Below are 20,374 nucleotides of genomic sequence, written 5' to 3' on the forward strand. Positions count from 1 at the left end.
CGTCGAACCGTCGCGATTGACCGCGCAGCGGTCAGCCCTCCACCTGTCACCTCCCTTAAATATTCCTTGCCCGTAACAGCATGTTTCGGGTATCAATTTGTACATGATTAGACAGGTACGATTCGACAAGAAACAACGGGTGGTCGACGAACTCATCCGGCGCATTGAAAGCGGTCTGTTGGAGGACGGTTTTCTATTGCCGGGTGAGCATCAGTTGGCTCAAGAATTCAAGGTCAGCCGCGGCACGCTGCGTGAAGCGCTGGCCGAACTGAAACGGCGCAAATACATTGCGACCCAAAGCGGAGTAGGTTCCATCGTCACTTTCGACGGCGTGGTGCTTGATCAGCGCAGCGGCTGGGCGCAGGCACTGGCCGACAGCGGGGCGCTGGTCAATACCGAAGTGCTGCGGCTGGAGGCGGTCACGCGACCGGACCTGCTGTCGCGCTTTGGCACCGACCAGTTCATCACACTCGACCGCCGCCGTCGCGCCAACGACGGCACGCTGGTCTCCCTTGAACGCTCATTGATGCCTGCCACTGGGGGCCTGGAAAGCCTGCCGCGAGTCGGCCTGATCGACAACTCCCTGACCATTACCCTGGCCGCCTACGGCTACATCGGCGAACGCGGCGACCAGTGGATTGGCGCCGAACCCTTGAGTGCCGAAGACGCCCAGCTACTCGGACGCCCCACCGGCACCGTATTCCTCAAAGCGTTGCGGACGACCTACGACCGGCAAAACCGTTTCATGGAACAGGTCGAAAGCCTGCTCGATCCCGTACATTTTCGCCTGCACCTGCAATTTGGAAATACACAATGACGGCGCTCAATCGTGCCCTGGGCGCATTCTACGGACTGGCCCTGGGTGATGCGCTGGGCATGCCGACCCAATCGCTGAGCCGTGCCGAAATCCAGTCCCGTTTCGGCGAGATCACACGCCTGGAAGATGCAGGCCCCCATCAGCCGATTGCCGCCAACATGCCCAAGGGCTCCATCACCGATGACACCGAGCAGGCGATCCTGGTCGGCCAGTTGCTGGTTGATGGTCGGGGCACTATCGAACCTGCGTTGCTGGCGCAGCGACTGATCGAATGGGAAGCGGCGATGCAGGCCAAGGGCTCGCAGGATTTGCTCGGCCCGTCGACCAAGCGCGCCATCGAGATGATCCTTGCCGGCCATTCGCCTGAAGAAGCCGGGCGCTACGGCACCACCAACGGCGCGGCGATGCGCATTACACCGGTGGGCATTGCCGCCGATGTCGCCAAGCCACAGCCATTCATCGCTGCCGTGGTGCAGGCCTGCCAGGTCACCCATAACACCACGCTGGGCATCTCCAGTGCGGCGGCGGTGGCGGCGGTGGTCTCGGCCGGTATCAACGGCATGGATCTGGGCGAGGCGTTGAACCTCGGCCAGCAGATCGCACAGCAGGCCGAAGAGCATGGACACTGGGTCGCGGGCGGGCGCATTGCCCCGCGGATCAGTTGGGCGCGTACCATCAGCGTTGATCGTGACAAGGCGTTGCTTGCGGATCTGCTTTACGACGTGATCGGCACGTCCGTGGCGTCGCAGGAGTCGGTGGTGGTTTCGTTCGCGTTGGCGCAGCAAGTGGCCATCGGTGAGATGAATGCCTTCGACGCGCTGTGCATGGCCGCCGGCCTGGGTGGCGACACCGACACCATCGCGGCGATTCTCGGGGCTATGCTGGGGGCCTGCCTGGGCCTTGAAAGCTGGCCAGCCTCGATGATCGAGCAGGTCAAGACTGTCAACGGGTTGAAGCTGGAGCCTTTGGTGCAAGGGCTTCTCGCACTGCGCTGACGCACACCCTGTAGGAGCGGGCTTGCCCGCGATGGTCGTCAACGATAACGCGGGATGTCTGAATCCCCGCGGTGTCTGGGCTACCATCGCGAGCAACCTCGCTCCTACAGGGGCGCACCGCTTTATCGAATTATTCACCGCAATGGATCGCACAACACGGCCAGGACCGCCGGGATGTTTTGTCGATTTCTGCAATTGCCCACAAGCACAAAAATGGCAACAGGAGCCTTTTACATGAGTTCATCAAACGTCGGGCAAAGCGCCGGGCAACTGGAGACCCGGGGGATCGAACCGGTACCGGAAGCGGAGTGCAACGGGCATCCGCTGCAACTGTTCTGGGTCTGGTTCGCCGCCAACATTTCCATCCTCGGCCTGCCGCTGGGGGCCACGTTGGTAGCGTTTCGCGGGTTGGCGATCTGGCAGGCGATCATCGTCGCGATTCTCGGGGCCGCCGGTTCCTTCGCGGTGGTGGGGATCATTTCCATTGCCGGTCGTCGTGGCCGAGCACCGAGCCTGACGCTGTCGCGGGCGATCTTCGGCGTGCGCGGCAACATCGGCCCGACGCTGGTTTCGCTGATGTCGCGTCTGGGTTGGGAAACCGTCAACACCACCACTGCGGCCTTCGTACTGCTGTCGTTGTGTTCGATCCTGTTCGGCTCGCCGGTGGAAGCGAAAAGCGCACCTTTGCTGACGCTGGTCTTCATCGCGATTTTCGTGCTCCTGACGTTGTCGGTGTCGGGGCTAGGCCACGCGACGCTGCTGGTGATCCAAAAATGGGCGACCTATGTGTTTGGGGCGCTGAACATTCTGGTGGGCGGCTTCCTCTGCGCCACCATCGACTGGAGCGCCGTGTTCAACGCCACGCCGGCGCCGATGAGCGCAATGATCATCGGCATCGGCACCATGGCGGCGGGCACCGGTATCGGTTGGGCCAATGCCGGTGCCGACATGTCGCGCTACCAGCATCGCAGCGTCAAGGCCGTGCGCCTGGTTGCATCGGCAGCGTTTGGTGCCGGCATTCCACTGGTGCTGCTGATCACCCTCGGCGGCCTGCTGTCGGTGGGCAACAATGACCTGGCGTCGGCCACTGACCCGATCGTCGCGATTCGCGACATGCTGCCGACCTGGATGGCGGTGCCGTACCTGATCACCGCATTTGGCGGTCTGCTGCTGTCCAACAACCTGTCGGTGTACTCCGCTGGCCTGACTACGTTGACCCTGGGCCTGAAGGTCAAGCGCGTGTACGCGGTGGTGGTCGACATCGTGGCGATCTTCGCCGGCTCCATCTACTTCATGCTGATCGCTGACAGCTTCTACGGCCCGTTCATCACGTTCATTTCCCTGCTGGCGGTGCCGATCACGGCCTGGGTCGGGATCTTTGTGGTCGACCTGATTCACCGTCACTACTACAGCCCTGCCGACTTGCTGGATGTCACCCCGAGCAGCGCCTACTGGTATCGCGGCGGCGTCGAATGGCGGGCGTTCGGTGCCTGGGCCGTGGCGATTGTGCTGGGTTTCAGCTTCACCACGATTGGCACCACCGAACAGACCGTTTGGTTTCGCGGTTTCCTCTCCGACTCCTGGCTCGGTCATAACGGCTTGGGCTGGATCGTGACGTTCCTGGTCGCCGGTGGGATTTACGCTGTACTCGGCGGGGCCAGGGATCGTCGTGCTGCCGTGATTGAGAATGCTCATGCCTAAGTTGTTACACACCGGCCAGGTCATCATCGACCTGGTCATGGCGGTAGACAAGCTGCCACCACCGGGTGGCGATGTGTTGGCCCAGTCCGCCGATTTTGAGGTCGGCGGCGGCTTCAATGTGATGGCCGCTGCGCAGCGCAATGGCTTGCCAGTGGTTTACCTCGGGCGTCATGGCAATGGTCGTTTCGGCGACCTGGCCCGGGCGGCGATGGCGGCTGAAGGCATTCACCTTGGCATCGTCCAGCCTGCCGAGCGCGATACCGGTTTGTGCGTGGCGGTTACCGAGGCGTCAGCCGAGCGCAGCTTCATTTCCTACATCGGTGCAGAAGGTGAGGTGTCCGCCGAGGAACTGGCCGGCGTGCCGGTCGAGGCGGGAGACTTTGTCTACGTCAGTGGCTATAGCCTGTCGCAGGTCGGCAAGGCCCAGGCCCTGTTGGATTGGGTGCTGGGACTGCCTGCGGCAATCAGCGTAGTGTTTGATCCGGGGCCACTGGTGGACTCACCGGATGCGCCGTTGTTGCGGGCCTTGATGCCGCGCATTGATGTGTGGACCAGCAACAGCGTTGAGGCGCTGAAGATCACCGGGGAATCGAACCTCGACGCAGCACTCGGTCAGTTGGCTGGATTGCTTTCGCCCAAGGTCATGATGGTGGTGCGTGACGGGCCTCGGGGCTGCTGGATCAATCAGGGTGGCATCCGCAGTCATGTACCGGGTTTCAAAGTCGAAGCGGTGGACAGCAACGGTGCCGGTGATGCCCATGCCGGGGTGTTCCTCGCCGGGTTGGCGCAAGGCCTGCCGGTGCTCGCGGCGGCGCGGCGGGCGAATGCAGCGGCGGCTTTGGCGGTGACTCGCTGGGGGCCGGCGACGGCGCCTGGGGCTGCGCAGGTGGATGCGTTTATCTGCCAGTCCTTATAGAGCCTGAGCTGGCCCCATCGCGAGCAAGCCCGCTCCTGCAGGGGCGTGTCCAATCTGTGGGAGCGAGCCTGCTCGCGATTGCGGACTTCGGGTCAGACATCCAGCTTGCGCGCCGCCTCGACCCCGGCGGCACTGAGCTTGATCGGCAGGTTCAACGAGTGCTCGCCAGCCTCGTTGCACACCACGTGACCCTGCTGGATCAGCCCGCGCTCCTGCAGTGTGGCCAGGGTGCTGGCCACGACTTTCTCTCCCCGGTAATTGTCCAGGACCTCTTTACCCAGCCCGCTCGGATGAGCGTGCAGCAAACGGGTCAGGACTTCTTTCTCAAGGTTTTCATCGACGTTCATGGTTACCTCTTTCATGGCAATGGATTACTGGCGTGGCGATTTACTGATTGGCGCCGCCTTCGGAGCCCGAACCACCAGTGGTGGTTTTGGAGCGAGTGCCGGTATTGTCGGGCGTGGCGCCGTCTGGTACGCCTTGGCGTCCCGTGTCGTTGCCTTTGGTGCGTGGGTCGGTGCCGGTAGACGGCGGCAGGTTCTGATCGACGCCGCCGCCATCGGTGTTGATACCGGGCGCGCTTTGAATGGCTGGAGATTGAGGTTTGGTGACCGGGTCGGTCGGGCCTGTTCCTGAGGCGGTAGTGTCAGCGAACGCCGCAGAGGACAACAGGGTAGCGAAGGTGAGGGCGGTCAGTCGGGACATGAGCATGGTGTCGTCTCCATTTCATTAAGAGTCCTTACCTGATGTTGGTCCACCCTCCCTTTGGATTGGTGCCTGATGAACGACGAACGGTTCAGGCCGGCTGTGGCGTCTTGAGGTTGAACCGGCGCCAGAGCAGGCGGCCTACGGTGATCAACCAGTTCAACAACGCCACCGCCAGAATTGTCAGCAAAAGTGTACCCATGCCTTGTTCGACGATGATCTTGCCCGCCAGCAACGGGAAGCCGAACACGCCGATAAAGTACGACAGACTGAACAGCAGCAACGCTTGCGCGGTGACTCCGCCGGGTGCTTCGTTGGCGGCCAGGCCGTTGATCACCGAGTACGTCAGTCCATAGCCTACGCCGAGTGTCATCGCCGCCAGCACGTAGGTGAAGCTGTTGTCGACGACAAAGCCGAACAGCACGATCGAACCCATCATCAACCCCGACAACAGGCATGAAGCGCGCAGCGGATCGCGCTTGACCACGAAGCCGGCGATCAACATGCGACTACTGATTGCGGCGCCCATGAAGCCGAAAAAGAATAGCGAGTAATCCAGCGAACGTGATGTCGCATAGCTGGTTTGGAAACTCGACAGGCCACCAAAGACGCAACCGCCCAGCCCCACCATGACGATCGGCAGCACCGCTCTGGACGACAGCACTTCAAAGGTGGCTCTCCACGAGATGCGCGCGACGCTGGCGGTGGGCGAGGGCGCCTTTTTCAACCGCGCGTCCAGGCGCCAGAACAGCACGACGCCGATCAGGCTGGCCAGTGCCGCGAGGTAAAATGCCGAAGTCAGCGGGTAGCCCAATGCGCTGGCCGCACGCCCCAACAACGGGCCGCTGCCGATGCCGGTCATCATGCTGCCCGACAGCAGGGCGAAGTATTTGGCGCGTTGCGCGGGCGCGACCAGGCTGGCGACGATGATCGGCCCGAGCGTGTAGAAGACGCCCCAGCCCAACCCCAGCAACAGGCCGAAAAACAGCAGCAGGTGACCGAAGCCCGGCGTCATGGCGAACCCCAGGCTGGCGGCCACCAGCAGAACGCCGAACAGCGCAATCGAGCGCGCCGCACCGAACACATCGGACAAATGCCCGGAGACGATCACCGCCGCGAACGTACTGAGCATTGCCGCAGAGATCACGCTGCCGGCATCGTGTTCGTTTCCTCCGCGTGCCCCGATCAGCAGTGACAACAGAAACGTCGAGCCGTACGACAGCGACAACAGATAGCTGGCCAGGCAGAACATGCCAAACAGCTTGCGCGAGACTTGGGGTGGAGCACTGGACATGACGCGGTTCCTTGACCCGTTCATTGCAAAGAGTCTTCTATCTATCACGCGAGGCGAGGATGTTAGGTCTCTGGTTCTCGATTTCAGGATGAGTAATGGCCGGAGTAATGCGCAGGGCTTGCGATAAATCCCTGTGACGCGTGCGCCGCGTCGACATACCATGACGTTTTCCATTTTGACGAAGGCCCGTCCATGACCATCGAGATCCGCCCGGCGACCCCGAGCGATGCCCCGCAAATCCTCGGGTTCATCACCGAACTGGCCGACTACGAACGCGCCCGCCACGAAGTCATCGCCAGCGTTGCCGACATCGAACGCAGCCTGTTCAGCGAAGGCGCCACGGCCCATGGCCTGATCTGCCTGCGTGACGGCGTGCCGATCGGTTTCGCCGTGTTCTTCTTCAGCTATTCGACGTGGCTGGGCAGCAATTGCCTGTACCTGGAAGACCTGTACATCACACCCGAACAGCGCGGCGGCGGAGCAGGCAAGACCCTGCTACGCCACCTGGCGAAAATCGCCTGCGCCAATGATTGCGGGCGTTTCGAGTGGAGCGTGCTGGAGTGGAACACGCCGGCTATCGAGTTCTACAAGTCGCTGGGGGCGCAACCGCAAGAGGAGTGGGTGCGCTACCGGATGGATGGTGCGGTGTTGCGTGAGTTTGCCCAAGGCAACTGACCGCTGCCGAACGATTGAAAAGATCGCAATGGCCGCGGTCTTTTTTTGGTTTTGTCTCACAATATGGGATAAGTATTTATATATTGAGATTTATCCCTTCGCGGGTTTATAGTCCGGCTCACTCACTGCCCAATAAACAAAACAGGTGAAGCGATGCTGGCGCAATTGATCGCGCTCGATTGGGGGACAACCTCATTACGTGCTTACAAACTCGCTGCAGATGGCCAGGTGCTGGAACAGCGCTCGCTGTCGTGCGGCATCATGCAGTTGCCCGTCACGCCGCGAGACATTGGCGGGGTGATGTGCACCGACGGTTTTGAACTGGCGTTCCTTGATGCCTGCGGCGACTGGTTGGATGCGCAGCCCGATTTGCCGGTGATTGCCTGTGGCATGGTCGGCAGCGCCCAGGGCTGGCGCGAAGCGGCGTATTGCGACACACCGGCCAATGTCGCCAATCTGGGCACTTCGCTGCAAACCGTGCGCAGTGTGCGTGGTGTCGACGTGCATATCGTGCCGGGCGTGATCCAGCGTTCGCGCCTGCCCAATGTGATGCGCGGCGAAGAAACCCAGGTCCTGGGCGTTATGCAACGTCTGCCGGAAGAGAAGGGTGACGATCTGCTGATCGGCCTGCCCGGCAGTCATTCGAAGTGGGTGGAAGTGGCCGACGGTTGCATCGTGCATTTCGACACGTTCATGACCGGCGAAGTCTTCGCGGTGCTCAGCGATCACAGCATTCTGGGACGCACCCAACAACGCGGCGGGTCCTTTGACAGCGCTGCATTTGACCGTGGAGTGCAAGTGGCGCTGTCGATCGAGGGCGAAACCGGTCCGCTGTCGACAATGTTCAGTGCCCGTAGCCTCGGCCTGACCGGCGAGCTCAGCGCCAGTGCTCAAGCGGATTACCTGTCCGGCCTGCTCATCGGCCATGAACTGACGGCGATGGCCGCCGTACTGCGTCGTCGGCGCTGCAGCGTGCACCTGCCTTCGGTCATTCTGATTGGCAACAGCCAGCTCTGCTCCCGCTACAGCCGGGCCCTCGACGCCTGCGGTTTTGCTCGTGTGACGCTGGCCGAGCAGGCCACCGAGCGCGGTTTGTGGCAACTGGCGGTTGCCGCTGGCCTCGTCCCCCAACAACCCTCGCGTTAAACCTGACTGGAGGTCTGACATGCTCAAGCAAGCCCTGGCGCAAAACGGTCTGATTGCCATCCTGCGCGGCCTGCGTCCGCAAGAAGCGGCGGCCATCGGCGAAGTGCTGTACGCCGCCGGATTTCGCGTTATCGAAGTGCCGCTCAATTCACCCGAACCGTACGAAAGTATCCGCATCCTGCGTAGCACCTTACCTGCCGATTGCCTGATCGGCGCCGGCACGGTGTTGACGCCGGAACAGGTCGAGCAGGTGAAAGCCGCTGGTGGCCAGGTGATCGTCATGCCGCACAGCGATGCCAAGGTGTTGCGCGCGGCAAAGGCGGCGGGATTGTTCCTGTCACCGGGTGTGGCGACGCCTACCGAAGCGTTTGCCGCGCTGGCTGAAGGCGCCGATGTGCTGAAGATGTTCCCGGCTGAGCAAATGGGTCCGGCGGTGGTCAAGGCCTGGCTGGCCGTGTTGCCGGTCGGAACCATCCTCGCGCCCGTCGGCGGGATCACCCCGGACAACATGCAAGTGTTCATCGACGCTGGCGTTCGAGGGTTCGGCCTCGGTTCCGGTTTGTTCAAGCCGGGCATGTCGCCCGAGCAAGTAGCGGCCAATGCCAAGGCCTACGTCGCGGCCTGGAAGGCTCTTCGCTAAGCATTTTCGGCGCTGCAAGCGCTGCATCTAACAAGAGAGACAATCAGATGAAAATCACCAAGCTGACCACCTTCATCGTTCCGCCGCGCTGGTGCTTCCTCAAGGTCGAAACCGATGAAGGCGTGACCGGTTGGGGCGAGCCCGTGGTCGAAGGCCGCGCTCACACTGTCGCGGCTGCCGTCGAAGAATTGTCCGACTACCTGATCGGCAAAGACCCACGCAACATCGAAGACATTTGGACCGTGCTTTACCGCGGCGGCTTCTACCGGGGTGGCGCCATCCACATGAGCGCACTCGCCGGCATCGACCAGGCGTTGTGGGACATCAAGGGCAAGGCGCTGGGCGTGTCGGTCAGCGACCTGCTCGGTGGTCAGGTTCGCGACAAGATTCGCGTGTATTCGTGGATCGGCGGCGACCGCCCTGCAGACACCGCCCGCGCGGCGAAAGAAGCGGTGTCTCGTGGTTTCACGGCCGTCAAAATGAACGGTACCGAAGAGCTGCAATTTCTCGATACCTTCGAAAAAGTCGACCTGGCCCTGGCCAACGTTGCCGCCGTGCGTGATGCGGTCGGCCCGAACGTCGGCATTGGCGTGGACTTCCATGGCCGGGTGCACAAGCCAATGGCCAAGGTGCTGATGAAAGAACTCGACCCGTACAAGCTGATGTTCATCGAAGAACCGGTGCTCAGTGAAAACTACGAAGCGTTGAAGGAACTGGCACCACTGACCAGCACGCCGATTGCGCTGGGCGAACGCCTGTTCTCACGCTGGGATTTCAAGCGTGTGTTGAGCGAAGGCTACGTCGACATCATCCAGCCCGACGCCTCTCACGCCGGGGGGATCACCGAGACCCGCAAGATCGCCAACATGGCCGAGGCCTACGACGTCGCGCTGGCGCTGCATTGCCCGCTGGGCCCGATTGCCCTGGCGGCTTGCCTGCAACTGGACGCGGCCTGCTACAACGCGTTCATCCAGGAACAGAGCCTGGGCATCCACTACAACGAGAGCAACGACCTGCTTGACTACGTGAAGGACCCGCGGGTGTTCGACTACGACCAGGGCATGGTGAAGATCCCCAACGGCCCGGGCCTGGGCATCGAGATCAACGAGGAATACGTGATCGAGCGTGCAGCGGTCGGCCACCGCTGGCGCAACCCGATCTGGCGTCATGCCGATGGCAGTTTTGCCGAGTGGTGAGTCTCGTTTGATTCATCTTAGAGCCCCCTGTGGGAGCGAGCCTGCTCGCGATGGTTTGTCTGCCGGCATCGATGTCGAATGACACACCGCTATCGCGAGCAAGCCCGCTCCCACAAGGGACTGCCTCAGCGCTTCAGCTCGACCTCAATAAAGATAAAAAGAGGCACCCCCCATGCAATCGCAAACCCTCACCGGGCAGGCGTCGTTGGTGACGCCCAGCCGTAAGCGTTTTTTCATCATGGTCCTGCTGTTCATCACCGTGGTGATCAACTACCTGGACCGCAGCAACCTGTCCATCGCCGCCCCGGCACTGACCAGCGACCTGGGCATCGACCCGATCCATGTCGGGCTGATCTTCTCCGCGTTCGGCTGGACCTATGCCGCCATGCAGATCCCCGGCGGCTGGCTGGTCGATCGTGTTCCGCCGCGCATTCTCTACACTGCCGCATTGTTGCTGTGGTCGATCGCCACGGTGATGCTCGGCTTCGCTGGCAGCTTCATCGCGCTGTTCGTCCTGCGCATGGCGGTCGGCGCCCTGGAAGCCCCTGCGTACCCGATCAACAGCCGCGTGGTCACCACCTGGTTCCCCGAGCGCGAGCGCGCCACGGCCATCGGTTTCTACACCTCCGGGCAGTTCGTCGGCCTGGCGTTCCTGACGCCGGTCCTCGCCTGGCTGCAGCATGAATTCGGCTGGCACATGGTGTTTGTCACCACCGGCGCGGTGGGCATCCTGTGGGCGGTGATCTGGTACGCCGTGTATCGTGAGCCACGGGACTTCAAGGGCGCCAACCAGGCTGAAATCGACTTGATCCGCGAAGGCGGCGGGTTGGTGGACATCCAGAAGGAACAAGCCAAAGTCAAAGCCAAATTCAGCTGGACCGACCTGGGCATCGTCCTGACCAAACGCAAACTCTGGGGCATCTACCTGGGCCAGTTCTGCCTCAACTCGACGTTGTGGTTCTTCCTCACCTGGTTCCCGACCTACCTGGTGAAATACCGGGGCATGGACTTCATCAAGTCCGGGTTGCTGGCATCGTTGCCGTTCCTGGCGGCCTTCGTGGGCGTGCTCTGCTCGGGTTTCTTCTCGGACTTCCTGATCCGTCGTGGTTACTCCGTGGGCTTTGCCCGCAAGTTGCCGATCATCGGCGGTTTGCTGATTTCGACCTCGATCATCGGGGCCAACTTCGTCGAATCGACGCCGCTGGTGATTGCCTTCCTCGCGCTGGCTTTTTTCGGCAACGGCCTGGCGTCCATTACCTGGTCGCTGGTTTCGACCCTGGCACCGGCGCGTCTGCTGGGATTGACCGGTGGCGTGTTCAACTTCATCGGTAACCTGTCGGCCATCGCCACGCCGATCGTCATCGGTTTCCTCGCCAGCGGAGATTCCTTCGCGCCAGCCATTACCTACATCTCGGTTCTGGCCTTGCTGGGTGCGCTTTCCTACATCCTGCTGGTGGGCAAGGTCGAGCGTATCGAGTTGTAGTCGCAGCCCTCGGGCGACCATAATGCCGCCCGTTCACTCGCTCAACGCTAAAGGCTGGATATGCAGGAAGACGCTGCAAAACACACCAAGGACGCTGCGCCCACTGGCACCCAGACTTTGCTTCGCGGTTTGGGTGTCGTGCAGGCCGTGGCCAGTGGTGCACGCGACCTGAAGGAAATCGCCCGTCTGATCGGCACCACGCGCAGTACCACGCATCGACTGGCCAGTTGCCTGGTGGACGAGCGTTACTTACGCGTGGTGCCGCAGATCGGTTATCTGCTGGGGCCGAAGTTGATCGAGCTGGGTTTCCAGGCCCGTGAAGAGCTGCCGCTGGTGACCCTGGCCGGGCCGTATCTGGATGAGTTGTCGGCGTTGACCGGCGACACCATTCACCTGGCGATTCGCGAAGGCGACGAAGTCTTGTATCTGCACAAGAACCCAGGACGCAACGGCCCGGAAATGCGTTCACGGGTTGGTCACCGCATGCCGTTGGCGCGCACCGGCATCGGCAAGGCGCTGATGCTGGATGACACCGAGGAAGAATGGCAACGGTTGTACGAAGTCAGCTTGCCAGAAGGTGGGAAAAATCAGTTCTGGCCGCAGCACCCGGAGCAATCCTGGGCGCAGTTCCGCCAGCGCATGGTTGAGTACGTGGCCGGTGGCTACGCCTTCGACCTGGAAGACAACGAGCCGTCGATCCGCTGCGTCGCCGCACCGATACGCGATGCCAGCAAGAGCATCGTCGCCGGCATCAGCATTGCGAGCACGGTGCCGTACATGCCACTGGAAAAAATGGCCGAGCTGATTCCCCTGATCAAAGGAGTCACAGCCCGGCTGTCGGCGGAGCTTGGCCTGAAGGTCTGAACTTCAAGGTGCTCGACGCACAATTGCGGCACAGGCGCTGTTTCGAGCGCAGTTCCTGACGTGTTCGCTCCGACAGGAATTGCGGGTAACAAAAAGGCCCCCGTGTAGGGAGCCTTTTTATCAGAGCAACCGGCTTACATGTTCGGGTAAGTCGGGCCGCCAGCACCTTCCGGTGTCACCCAGGTGATGTTCTGTGCAGGGTCCTTGATGTCGCAGGTCTTGCAGTGAACGCAGTTCTGGGCGTTGATCTGGAAGCGCTTCTCGCCGTCTTCCTGAGTCACTACTTCATAAACGCCGGCCGGGCAGTAACGCTGTGCCGGTTCGTCGTACAGCGGCAGGTTCTTGCTCAGCGGAATGCTCGGGTCGGTGAGCTTCAGGTGGCAGGGTTGTTCTTCTTCGTGGTTGGTCCCCGAAATGAACACCGAGCTCAATTTGTCGAAGCTGAGTTTGCCGTCCGGTTTCGGATAGTCGATCTTCTTGCAGTCGGCCGCGAGCTTGAGGCAGGCGTAATCCGGCTTGTTGTCGTGCAGGGTGAACGGCATTTTGCCGCCGAAGATGTTCTGGTCCAGCCAGTTGAAACCACCACCGACGATAGCGCCGAACTTGTGGATCGCCGGGCCGAAGTTGCGGCTGGCGAACAGTTCTTCATGCAGCCAGCTGTTTTTGAACGCGTCGACGTAGGAAGTCAGCTCTTCGCTGCCGTCCTTGTCGGCGAACAGCGCGTCAGCCACCGATTCGGCAGCGAGCATGCCCGACTTCATCGCGGTGTGGCTGCCCTTGATCTTCGCGAAGTTCAGGGTGCCGAGGTCGCAACCGATCAGCGCGCCACCCTTGAAGACCATTTTCGGCAGCGAGTTCAGGCCGCCCTTGCAGATCGCGCGTGCGCCGTAGCTGATGCGCTTGCCGCCTTCCAGGTACTGCTTGAGCACCGGGTGATGCTTGAGGCGCTGGAACTCGTCGAACGGCGACAGGTAGGTGTTGCTGTAGGAAAGGTCGACGATCAGGCCGACGAACACCTGATTGTTTTCCAGGTGATAGAGGAACGAGCCACCGGTGTTCTCGGTGCCCATAATGTCCATTGGCCAACCGGCGGTGTGGACCACCAGGCCTGGCTGGTGCTTGGCCGGGTCGATTTCCCAGATTTCCTTGAGACCAATGCCGTAGTGCTGGGCGTCGGCTTCGGTATCGAGGTTGAAACGCTTGATTAGCTGTTTGCCGATGTGGCCACGGCAACCTTCGGCGAACAGCGTGTATTTGCCACGCAGTTCCATGCCGGGGGTGTACAGGCCTTCTTTGGGATGACCTTCACGGTCGACACCCAGGTCGCCGGTGATGATCCCGCGAACTACGCCGTTTTCGTCAATGAGCGCTTCCTGGGCGGCGAAGCCCGGGTAGATTTCCACGCCCAGGTTCTCGGCCTGCTGGGCGAGCCAGCGGCACAGGTTACCCAGGGAAATGATGTAGTTGCCTTCGTTGTGCATGGTCTTGGGCACAAAGAAGTCAGGAATCTTCTGCGCGCTGTCAGCGTTCTTCAGCACGTAGATATCGTCGCGGGTGACCGGCGTGTTCAGCGGTGCACCGAGTTCTTTCCAGTCCGGGAACAATTCGTTCAGGGCGCGCGGTTCAAACACGGCACCGGACAGGATGTGAGCACCCACTTCAGAGCCTTTTTCGACCACGCAGACGCTGATTTCCTTACCAGCTTCAGCAGCCTTCTGCTTCAACCGGCAGGCGGCGGAAAGACCAGCGGGGCCGGCACCGACGATGACCACGTCGAATTCCATGTATTCGCGTTCCACAGGTTTTCTCCTACTCAAGGCTCAACGGTTTTTTTTCTATTTGGAGGTTTGGTGTCGCATCCATGAATCCCTGCGTGAACGGGGAAGAGGACAATCGATGAGCCACCTTTCTCTCTGGGTGGCGCATTATATCTACACCACTCTCAGCGTCCAATACAAACGTTTGTTTGAAATGGCTCAAAGCCAGATAAATCAAAGTCACGCGGCTTATGAACGGCTATTTTGCCGTATTGACCGGAATAGGCGTTCCGGTCAAGATACGGTCGGTTTTGCGCTCGCCGTAGGCTGACCGGTGGTTTCAAGAGCACCTCTAAAGACAGGGCGATGGCAGTAGAAGGTGATGCGACGCGTGGGTTATCCGCGCAGTTTACACGCCGTGTAATGCGATGACCGAGTAGTCACCCCTGACGAACGGTCATCAACATCATGAGCGTCCATCACTTGACACACAGGCCGGCGTTTTTGGAGGTGCCCTTGCGCCCGATGAGCATCAACCGCCAGGTACGCCCAGGCGACTTTCTTTTCACCGGAGAGTAACGAGGAATCCATGAAGGTTCTTGTAGCTGTCAAACGCGTTGTGGATTACAACGTCAAGGTCCGCGTCAAGGCGGACAATTCCGGCGTCGACCTCGCCAACGTGAAGATGTCGATGAACCCATTCTGCGAAATCGCAGTGGAAGAAGCCGTACGCCTGAAAGAAAAAGGCGTTGCGACTGAAATCGTCGTCGTCTCCGTCGGCCCGTCCACCGCTCAGGAGCAGCTGCGCACCGCGCTGGCTCTGGGTGCCGACCGCGCCATCCTCGTCGAATCCGCTGAAGATCTGACATCCCTGGCCGTCGCCAAACTGTTGAAGGCCGTTGTCGACAAGGAGCAGCCGCAACTGGTGATCCTGGGCAAACAAGCCATCGACAGCGACAACAACCAGACTGGCCAGATGCTGGCTGCACTGAGCGGCTACGGTCAGGGCACCTTCGCATCCAAGGTCGAAGTGTCTGGCGACAGCGTTGCCGTGACTCGCGAAATCGATGGCGGCGCGCAGACCGTTTCGTTGAAGCTGCCGGCCATCGTCACCACCGACCTGCGTTTGAACGAGCCGCGCTATGCGTCCCTGCCAAACATCATGAAAGCCAAGAAGAAGCCTCTCGAGACGCTGACTCCGGACGCTTTGGGCGTTTCCACCGCCTCCACCAACAAGACCGTAAAAGTCGAAGCGCCTGCGGCACGCAGCGCAGGCATCAAGGTCAAGTCGGTGGCTGAACTGGTCGAGAAACTGAAAAACGAAGCGAAGGTAATCTAACAATGACTATCTTGGTAATCGCTGAACACGACGGTAAAGCCCTGGCTCCGGCCACGCTGAACACCGTAGCTGCCGCCGCCAAAATCGGTGGCGACATCCACGTTCTGGTCGCTGGCCAGGGCGCTGGCGCCGTGGCCGAAGCCGCCGCGAAAATCGCTGGCGTGAGCAAGGTCCTGAATGCTGATAACGCGGCCTACGCGCACCAGCTGCCAGAAAACGTTGCTCCGCTGGTTGCAGAGTTGGGCAAAAGCTACAGTCACATCCTGGCTGCCGCGACTTCCAACGGCAAAAACATCCTGCCGCGCGTTGCCGCTGCACTGGACGTTGACCAGATCTCCGAGATCATCTCGGTAGAAAGCGCCGACACCTTCAAGCGTCCGATCTACGCGGGTAACGCCATCGCTACCGTGCAATCGAACGCTGCGATCAAGGTGATCACCGTACGTGCCACCGGTTTCGACCCGGTTGCCGCCGAAGGTGGTTCAGCTGCCGTTGAAGCCGTCGCTGCGGCTCACGACGCTGGTATCTCCAGCTTCGTTGGTGAGGAACTGGCCAAGTCCGATCGTCCGGAACTGACCGCTGCCAAGATCGTCGTTTCCGGCGGCCGTGGCATGCAGAACGGTGACAACTTCAAGCACCTGTACGCCCTGGCCGACAAGCTGGGCGCTGCTGTCGGTGCCTCGCGTGCTGCGGTCGACGCAGGTTTCGTACCCAACGACATGCAGGTCGGCCAGACCGGCAAGATCGTTGCGCCACAGCTGTACGTCGCGGTCGGTATCTCCGGCGCGATCCAGCACCTGGCCGGCATGAAAGACTCCAAAGTGATCGTTGCGATCAACAAGGACGAAGAAGCGCCGATCTTCCAGGTGGCCGATTACGGCCTGGTGGCAGACCTGTTCGAAGCGATCCCCGAGTTCGAGAAGCTGGTCTAATCCAGCCGCTTGACCTATAAAGAGCCCGACCTTTTGGTCGGGCTTTTTTTTGCTTTCGATTTTTCTGCCCCCCTGTAGGAGCGAGCTTGCTCGCGATGGTCGTCAACGAAAACGCTGGGCGCCTGACACCCCGCGGTGCTCTGTCGTCCATCGCGAGCAAGCTCGCTCCTACAGGGGGGATTACGGGAGGTGTATGAATCTGCGTCTGATATTGAGTGCGCTGGTGCTGTTGCCGGGGTTGTCTGTCGCCGCCGGCAAGTGCGAGCGCCTGGTGGTCACCGGTAGCCCGGATGCGCCGCCGTACCTTTGGCAGGACCCGCAAAATCCGAAGCACCTGATCGGGGCCAGTGCCGATCTGCTGCAGCAAGTGGCAGGGGAGTTGGGGATCAAGGTCGAGTTGCTCTATGCCGGTAAACGCGCCCAAGCCCTGGAAGAGGTGCGCAGTGGACGCATGGACATGCTGGCAGACGCGCCGTTGACGCTCAGTGAACTGCAAAGCCTGGACTACATCCATCCGCCATTGCTGGAAAACGATTACCTGGTTTGGACACGCAAGGACTCGGCGCTGGTCTACAACGACGCGCATGACCTTCACGGCCACCCTGGTGCACTGTCGGAAAAGTCCCGGATTACGTCGGCATTCAGCCTGTTCGCCGAGCAACAACTGGCCCTCGTTCGTACAGCCAACCTGACGCAGGCGTTCCAGAAACTGCTGCTGGGCGAGGTGGAATATGTACTGGCAGGGCGTTACTCAGGCATGGCCGCCGTGCAGGCATTGGGCATGGCCAACGACTTGGTGGCGCGAGCCCAACCGGTGGATAAACCGGGCCTGTACCTGGCGATATCCCATAATTCGGCCTGTAACGATCCGTGGTTGCGCGGACAGATGGCCAAAAAGATGACAGAATTGCCCGCGTCCGGACTGGCCGAGGCCGCGCTGTTGCGCAATATCGAGCGTTGGAAAACCCAACTCTCCCAACCCCAACAGCCCCCCGCCGGTGCCCCAAAACAGTAGGGATTTTTAGTGAGTATTCGACCTCTTTTCGCTGCCTTGGCCGTTATGGCCCTGGCGGGGTGTGCAGCCGATCCGGCGCCCAATGAACAGTTCCGCCTGACCGAGCAGGCACTGGTACAAGCCAAGGCCGTAGGGGCCACCGCCGACGAAGTGCCGGAAATGAAACTGGCCGAAGACAAGTTCAGTCGCGCTCAGGGCGATATGGCCGATCAATCCTACAAACATGCGCGGATGCGGGCTGAACAGGCCGAGCTGGACGCACGCCTGGCCGAAGCCAAGGTGCTGACGCTCAAGAGCGAAGAGCAATTGAAGGTGCTCAACAGCCGCATTACCCGACTGCGCAAGCAAGTGGGGGATGCCCAATGAATCTCGATTCCAAGATTGTCGGGGCCCTGATCCTCGCCGGCTGCGCCAGTCTGTACGGCTGTGCCGGTCAACGCAGCGAAACTGCGTTGCAGGATGCCGGTGCCGATTTCCAGAAGGTCAAGGAAGATGCCAACGTGTTGCGCATCGCCCCCAAGGACGTGATTCGCGCCGGCGAATCCCTGGCGCGTGCCGACCGCCTGTCCAGTTACTGGGGCAGCGGTTCAGACGTGGTGCATTACGCCTACCTGAGTCGCCGCTACAGCGAAATCGCCCGGGAGCACACCAATCTGGTGCTCAATGAAGAGCGTGCGGCCAAGCTCGAGCTGGAGCGACAGCGCCTGCAACTGGCTTTGCGCGAATCCAAGCTGCTCAGCGTGCAGCAGCAGGGCAAGTGGCTGGAAGAACAGATCGTCGCGCTCGCCACCACCCAGACCGATCGCGGCCTGGTGATGACACTCGGCGACATGCTGTTCGATACCGGTGAAGCTGAGCTGAAAAGCTCTGCCAACCGCGTGGTGCTCAAGATTGTCCAGTTCCTGCAGCTCAACCCCAAGCGCGTCGTGCGCATCGAAGGGTACACCGACAGTACCGGCGGCAAGCAGGAAAACCTCAAGCTGTCCCGTGACCGCGCACAGTCGGTGGCGGATGTACTCATGGACCTGGGCATCGACGACAAGCGCATCCAGGTCGAAGGTTACGGCGACGAATACCCGGTGGACGTGAACGCCTCCGAACGGGGCCGCGCGCAGAACCGTCGAGTGGAAATCGTGTTCTCCGACGAAAAAGGCCAGCTCGGCGCCGCCCGCTGAGGGCGGCGTTACTGGAAAACCCGGCCTGCCAGTCAGTGCCGGGTTTTTTTACGCCTGCCAACGGCTCACACTCTTGATGTAAGCAGTACAGATTTTGCTGACACTGCACTGTACTGTCGACTATTGTGGTAACTGTCCCCGTACACTTCTAAACTGTTCCGGTATTGTTTCACACAAGAATAAAATGCCCGTGAAATCGAGTGCTGCGTCATGACCAACCTCTTGCTCTACCAACGTATTGCTCAACAACTGGCCGAAGACATCCGTCGGGGTGTCTATCAACCGGGGGAGCGCGTGCCTTCGGTACGCAAGATGAGCTCGCAGCTCAACGTCAGCCATGCCACTGTGTTGCAGGCTTACGCAAACCTCGAGGATCAGGGGCTGATCCGTGCCCGGCCGCAGTCCGGTTACTACGTGCACCAGACGCCAGCCCTGACGGCGCCGACGCCGGACATCGCACGGGTAGAGCGCCCTGGGCTGGTTACTCGCAGCAGCATCATCCAGCAAGTGTTGGTCGAGTCGCGCCGTGAAGGGGTGTTTCCCCTGGGCGCGGCCGTGCCAAGCGTTGACTATCTGCCCGTTCGCGCATTGCATCAGCAACTGGCCAAAGTCACCCGATTCCATAGTCCGCGGGCGTTCAGCTACATGTTCAGCCCCGGTTTCGAACCGCTGCGCCGCCAAGTGGCAATTCGCATGCGCGATGCGGGCGTGGTGGTCGATCCCTCCGAAGTGGTGATCACCCACGGCTGCGTCGATGCCCTGCAGATGTCCCTGCGCGTGCTGACACGGCCAGGCGATCTGATCGCCGCCGAGTCACCGACTTACTACGGCTTGTTGCAATTGGCCGACCTGCTGGGCCTCAAAGTCATCGAGATCCCCAGTGATCCGGCCACCGGCATGAGCCTGGAAGCCTTGCAGCTGGCGGCCAACCAGTGGTCGATCAAGGCGTTGGTGCTGACCACGCGCCTGGGCAACCCGCTGGGGGGCACGATGCCCGAAGAGCGGCAGAAACAATTGCTGCGCTTGGCCTCGGATTTCGATATCCAGGTGGTCGAAGACGACATCTACGGCGAATTGATGTTCGAACAGGGGCGGACCAAAGCGCTCAAGGCCTACGACCGGCTGGACCGGGTGATCTATTGCTCGAGCTTCTCCAAGACCTTGTCACCGGGGGTGCGCATTGGCTGGATGATCGCCGGCAAGTACCAGCAGGAAATCCAGCGGCTGCAGACGTTCAGTACCCATTCCGCCTGCAGCGTGACGCAGATGGGCATCGCTGCCTATTTGGAAAACGGTGGATACGACAGGCATCTGCGGTTCATCCGCCAGGAATACCGCAAGAATCTCAGCGCCTTCCAGCTCGCGGTGCAGCAGTACTTTCCGGAAGGCACTCAGATGACCCGGCCCACCGGCGGTTTCATTCTATGGGTAAGCCTGCCCGGCAGGGTCAACACGCAGGAACTGCATGTGCGTGCACTGCAACAAGGCATCAGTATCGCGCCGGGGCTGATTTTCAGTAACACCGAGCAGTTCAACCATTGCATCCGGCTCAACTGCGGTACGCCATGGAATCGTGAGGCGGAACGGGCGTTGATGACCCTGGGCATGTTGGCCACACAACTGTGCCAGGAGACGACTGGCGTCTTTTGATACAAGTCGCCCTCCAGCAAGCTTGTCTTGTTGTGCCCAACGAGCGAGCATATGTCCCTCGCCGATAGTGCCGT

20 protein-coding genes are annotated in these 20,374 nt (G+C 60.9%); 16 read left to right on the top strand and 4 right to left on the bottom strand.

Annotation, left to right across the window (positions count from 1 at the left end; genetic code table 11):
- The first annotated feature begins 103 nt into the window (after positions 1–103).
- The 4 genes from AB4N33_RS00140 (at position 104) to AB4N33_RS00155 (ending at position 4,429) form a co-directional block, all read left to right on the top strand.
- Entirely contained in the window at positions 104–817 is a 714-nt protein-coding gene (locus tag AB4N33_RS00140; protein ID WP_460121959.1) for a GntR family transcriptional regulator, read from the top strand.
- Positions 814–1,812, top strand: a complete 999-nt coding sequence (locus tag AB4N33_RS00145; protein ID WP_476456115.1) for an ADP-ribosylglycohydrolase family protein — start codon at positions 814–816, stop codon at positions 1,810–1,812. Before AB4N33_RS00140 ends, AB4N33_RS00145 begins: the two co-directional genes overlap by 4 nt.
- A gap of 234 nt (positions 1,813–2,046) precedes the next feature.
- Entirely contained in the window at positions 2,047–3,513 is a 1,467-nt protein-coding gene (locus AB4N33_RS00150; RefSeq protein WP_460121963.1) for a purine-cytosine permease family protein, read from the top strand.
- On the top strand, positions 3,506–4,429 hold the full coding sequence (locus tag AB4N33_RS00155; protein WP_476456116.1) for a PfkB family carbohydrate kinase: 924 nt from the start codon (positions 3,506–3,508) through the stop codon (positions 4,427–4,429). Before AB4N33_RS00150 ends, AB4N33_RS00155 begins: the two co-directional genes overlap by 8 nt.
- 92 nt (positions 4,430–4,521) lie before the next feature.
- Here AB4N33_RS00155 and AB4N33_RS00160 read toward each other — a convergent pair whose 3' ends face one another.
- From AB4N33_RS00160 to AB4N33_RS00170, 3 genes are all read right to left on the bottom strand, one after another.
- A complete protein-coding gene (locus AB4N33_RS00160) occupies positions 4,522–4,776 on the bottom strand; it encodes a hypothetical protein (protein WP_460121968.1) in 255 nt (84 codons plus the stop codon).
- A gap of 40 nt (positions 4,777–4,816) precedes the next feature.
- Positions 4,817–5,140 (bottom strand): hypothetical protein, encoded by a 324-nt coding sequence (locus AB4N33_RS00165; protein WP_460121970.1) that lies wholly within the window; start codon positions 5,138–5,140, stop codon positions 4,817–4,819.
- Positions 5,141–5,225: 85 nt separating this feature from the next.
- Entirely contained in the window at positions 5,226–6,428 is a 1,203-nt protein-coding gene (locus tag AB4N33_RS00170; protein ID WP_476456117.1) for an MFS transporter, read from the bottom strand.
- A 192-nt stretch (positions 6,429–6,620) separates the two neighbouring features.
- Between AB4N33_RS00170 and AB4N33_RS00175 the strand changes: the two genes are divergently transcribed.
- From AB4N33_RS00175 to AB4N33_RS00200, 6 genes are all read left to right on the top strand, one after another.
- Entirely contained in the window at positions 6,621–7,103 is a 483-nt protein-coding gene (locus AB4N33_RS00175; RefSeq protein WP_460121974.1) for a GNAT family N-acetyltransferase, read from the top strand.
- A 153-nt stretch (positions 7,104–7,256) separates the two neighbouring features.
- Positions 7,257–8,249: a 2-dehydro-3-deoxygalactonokinase gene (locus AB4N33_RS00180; RefSeq protein ID WP_476456118.1), complete on the top strand. Its 993-nt coding sequence runs from the start codon at positions 7,257–7,259 to the stop codon at positions 8,247–8,249.
- A 19-nt stretch (positions 8,250–8,268) separates the two neighbouring features.
- Positions 8,269–8,889 (top strand): 2-dehydro-3-deoxy-6-phosphogalactonate aldolase, encoded by a 621-nt coding sequence (locus AB4N33_RS00185; protein ID WP_476456119.1) that lies wholly within the window; start codon positions 8,269–8,271, stop codon positions 8,887–8,889.
- 47 nt (positions 8,890–8,936) lie between these two features.
- Positions 8,937–10,085 carry a galactonate dehydratase gene (dgoD, locus tag AB4N33_RS00190; RefSeq protein WP_224536146.1) on the top strand — a complete coding sequence of 383 codons (1,149 nt, stop codon included), beginning with the start codon at positions 8,937–8,939 and terminating at the stop codon, positions 10,083–10,085.
- A 172-nt stretch (positions 10,086–10,257) separates the two neighbouring features.
- Positions 10,258–11,568 (top strand): MFS transporter, encoded by a 1,311-nt coding sequence (locus tag AB4N33_RS00195; protein WP_460121980.1) that lies wholly within the window; start codon positions 10,258–10,260, stop codon positions 11,566–11,568.
- 60 nt (positions 11,569–11,628) lie between these two features.
- Positions 11,629–12,432 (top strand): IclR family transcriptional regulator, encoded by an 804-nt coding sequence (locus tag AB4N33_RS00200; protein WP_476456120.1) that lies wholly within the window; start codon positions 11,629–11,631, stop codon positions 12,430–12,432.
- A gap of 134 nt (positions 12,433–12,566) precedes the next feature.
- Here the strand turns inward: AB4N33_RS00200 and AB4N33_RS00205 are convergent, their stop codons facing one another.
- The gene (locus AB4N33_RS00205; protein ID WP_460141136.1) at positions 12,567–14,231 is read right to left on the bottom strand and encodes an electron transfer flavoprotein-ubiquinone oxidoreductase; all 1,665 of its coding nucleotides are present in this window, start codon (positions 14,229–14,231) and stop codon (positions 12,567–12,569) included.
- A gap of 547 nt (positions 14,232–14,778) precedes the next feature.
- Here AB4N33_RS00205 and AB4N33_RS00210 point away from each other — a divergent pair.
- The 6 genes from AB4N33_RS00210 to AB4N33_RS00235 all read left to right on the top strand — a co-directional run bounded on the left by AB4N33_RS00210 (position 14,779) and on the right by AB4N33_RS00235 (position 20,300).
- The gene (locus AB4N33_RS00210) at positions 14,779–15,528 is read left to right on the top strand and encodes an electron transfer flavoprotein subunit beta/FixA family protein (protein WP_192306085.1); all 750 of its coding nucleotides are present in this window, start codon (positions 14,779–14,781) and stop codon (positions 15,526–15,528) included.
- A 2-nt stretch (positions 15,529–15,530) separates the two neighbouring features.
- Entirely contained in the window at positions 15,531–16,460 is a 930-nt protein-coding gene (locus AB4N33_RS00215) for an electron transfer flavoprotein subunit alpha/FixB family protein (RefSeq protein ID WP_460141137.1), read from the top strand.
- Positions 16,461–16,653: 193 nt separating this feature from the next.
- Entirely contained in the window at positions 16,654–17,475 is an 822-nt protein-coding gene (locus AB4N33_RS00220) for a substrate-binding periplasmic protein (RefSeq protein WP_476456121.1), read from the top strand.
- 9 nt (positions 17,476–17,484) lie between these two features.
- Entirely contained in the window at positions 17,485–17,841 is a 357-nt protein-coding gene (locus AB4N33_RS00225; RefSeq protein ID WP_460121989.1) for a DUF4398 domain-containing protein, read from the top strand.
- Positions 17,838–18,650 carry an OmpA family protein gene (locus tag AB4N33_RS00230; RefSeq protein ID WP_476456122.1) on the top strand — a complete coding sequence of 271 codons (813 nt, stop codon included), beginning with the start codon at positions 17,838–17,840 and terminating at the stop codon, positions 18,648–18,650. Before AB4N33_RS00225 ends, AB4N33_RS00230 begins: the two co-directional genes overlap by 4 nt.
- Before the next feature lie 210 nt (positions 18,651–18,860).
- A complete protein-coding gene (locus tag AB4N33_RS00235) occupies positions 18,861–20,300 on the top strand; it encodes an aminotransferase-like domain-containing protein (RefSeq protein WP_460121992.1) in 1,440 nt (479 codons plus the stop codon).
- Positions 20,301–20,374 lie beyond the last annotated feature (74 nt).

The organism is Pseudomonas sp. S1_E05 (assembly GCF_056337105.1).

Bases quoted from the DNA above. Each gene is read 5' to 3' on its own strand.
- AB4N33_RS00180 (WP_476456118.1), top strand. From the start codon at position 7,257: ATGCTGGCGCAATTGATCGCGCTCGATTGGGGGACAACCTCATTACGT.
- AB4N33_RS00160 (WP_460121968.1), bottom strand. From the start codon at position 4,776: ATGAACGTCGATGAAAACCTTGAGAAAGAAGTCCTGACCCGTTTGCTG.
- dgoD (WP_224536146.1), top strand. From the start codon at position 8,937: ATGAAAATCACCAAGCTGACCACCTTCATCGTTCCGCCGCGCTGGTGC.
- AB4N33_RS00155 (WP_476456116.1), top strand. From the start codon at position 3,506: ATGCCTAAGTTGTTACACACCGGCCAGGTCATCATCGACCTGGTCATG.
- AB4N33_RS00140 (WP_460121959.1), top strand. From the start codon at position 104: ATGATTAGACAGGTACGATTCGACAAGAAACAACGGGTGGTCGACGAA.
- AB4N33_RS00150 (WP_460121963.1), top strand. From the start codon at position 2,047: ATGAGTTCATCAAACGTCGGGCAAAGCGCCGGGCAACTGGAGACCCGG.
- AB4N33_RS00145 (WP_476456115.1), top strand. From the start codon at position 814: ATGACGGCGCTCAATCGTGCCCTGGGCGCATTCTACGGACTGGCCCTG.
- AB4N33_RS00215 (WP_460141137.1), top strand. From the start codon at position 15,531: ATGACTATCTTGGTAATCGCTGAACACGACGGTAAAGCCCTGGCTCCG.
- AB4N33_RS00210 (WP_192306085.1), top strand. From the start codon at position 14,779: ATGAAGGTTCTTGTAGCTGTCAAACGCGTTGTGGATTACAACGTCAAG.
- AB4N33_RS00185 (WP_476456119.1), top strand. From the start codon at position 8,269: ATGCTCAAGCAAGCCCTGGCGCAAAACGGTCTGATTGCCATCCTGCGC.
- AB4N33_RS00230 (WP_476456122.1), top strand. From the start codon at position 17,838: ATGAATCTCGATTCCAAGATTGTCGGGGCCCTGATCCTCGCCGGCTGC.
- AB4N33_RS00170 (WP_476456117.1), bottom strand. From the start codon at position 6,428: ATGTCCAGTGCTCCACCCCAAGTCTCGCGCAAGCTGTTTGGCATGTTC.
- AB4N33_RS00235 (WP_460121992.1), top strand. From the start codon at position 18,861: ATGACCAACCTCTTGCTCTACCAACGTATTGCTCAACAACTGGCCGAA.
- AB4N33_RS00200 (WP_476456120.1), top strand. From the start codon at position 11,629: ATGCAGGAAGACGCTGCAAAACACACCAAGGACGCTGCGCCCACTGGC.
- AB4N33_RS00175 (WP_460121974.1), top strand. From the start codon at position 6,621: ATGACCATCGAGATCCGCCCGGCGACCCCGAGCGATGCCCCGCAAATC.
- AB4N33_RS00195 (WP_460121980.1), top strand. From the start codon at position 10,258: ATGCAATCGCAAACCCTCACCGGGCAGGCGTCGTTGGTGACGCCCAGC.
- AB4N33_RS00165 (WP_460121970.1), bottom strand. From the start codon at position 5,140: ATGCTCATGTCCCGACTGACCGCCCTCACCTTCGCTACCCTGTTGTCC.
- AB4N33_RS00220 (WP_476456121.1), top strand. From the start codon at position 16,654: ATGAATCTGCGTCTGATATTGAGTGCGCTGGTGCTGTTGCCGGGGTTG.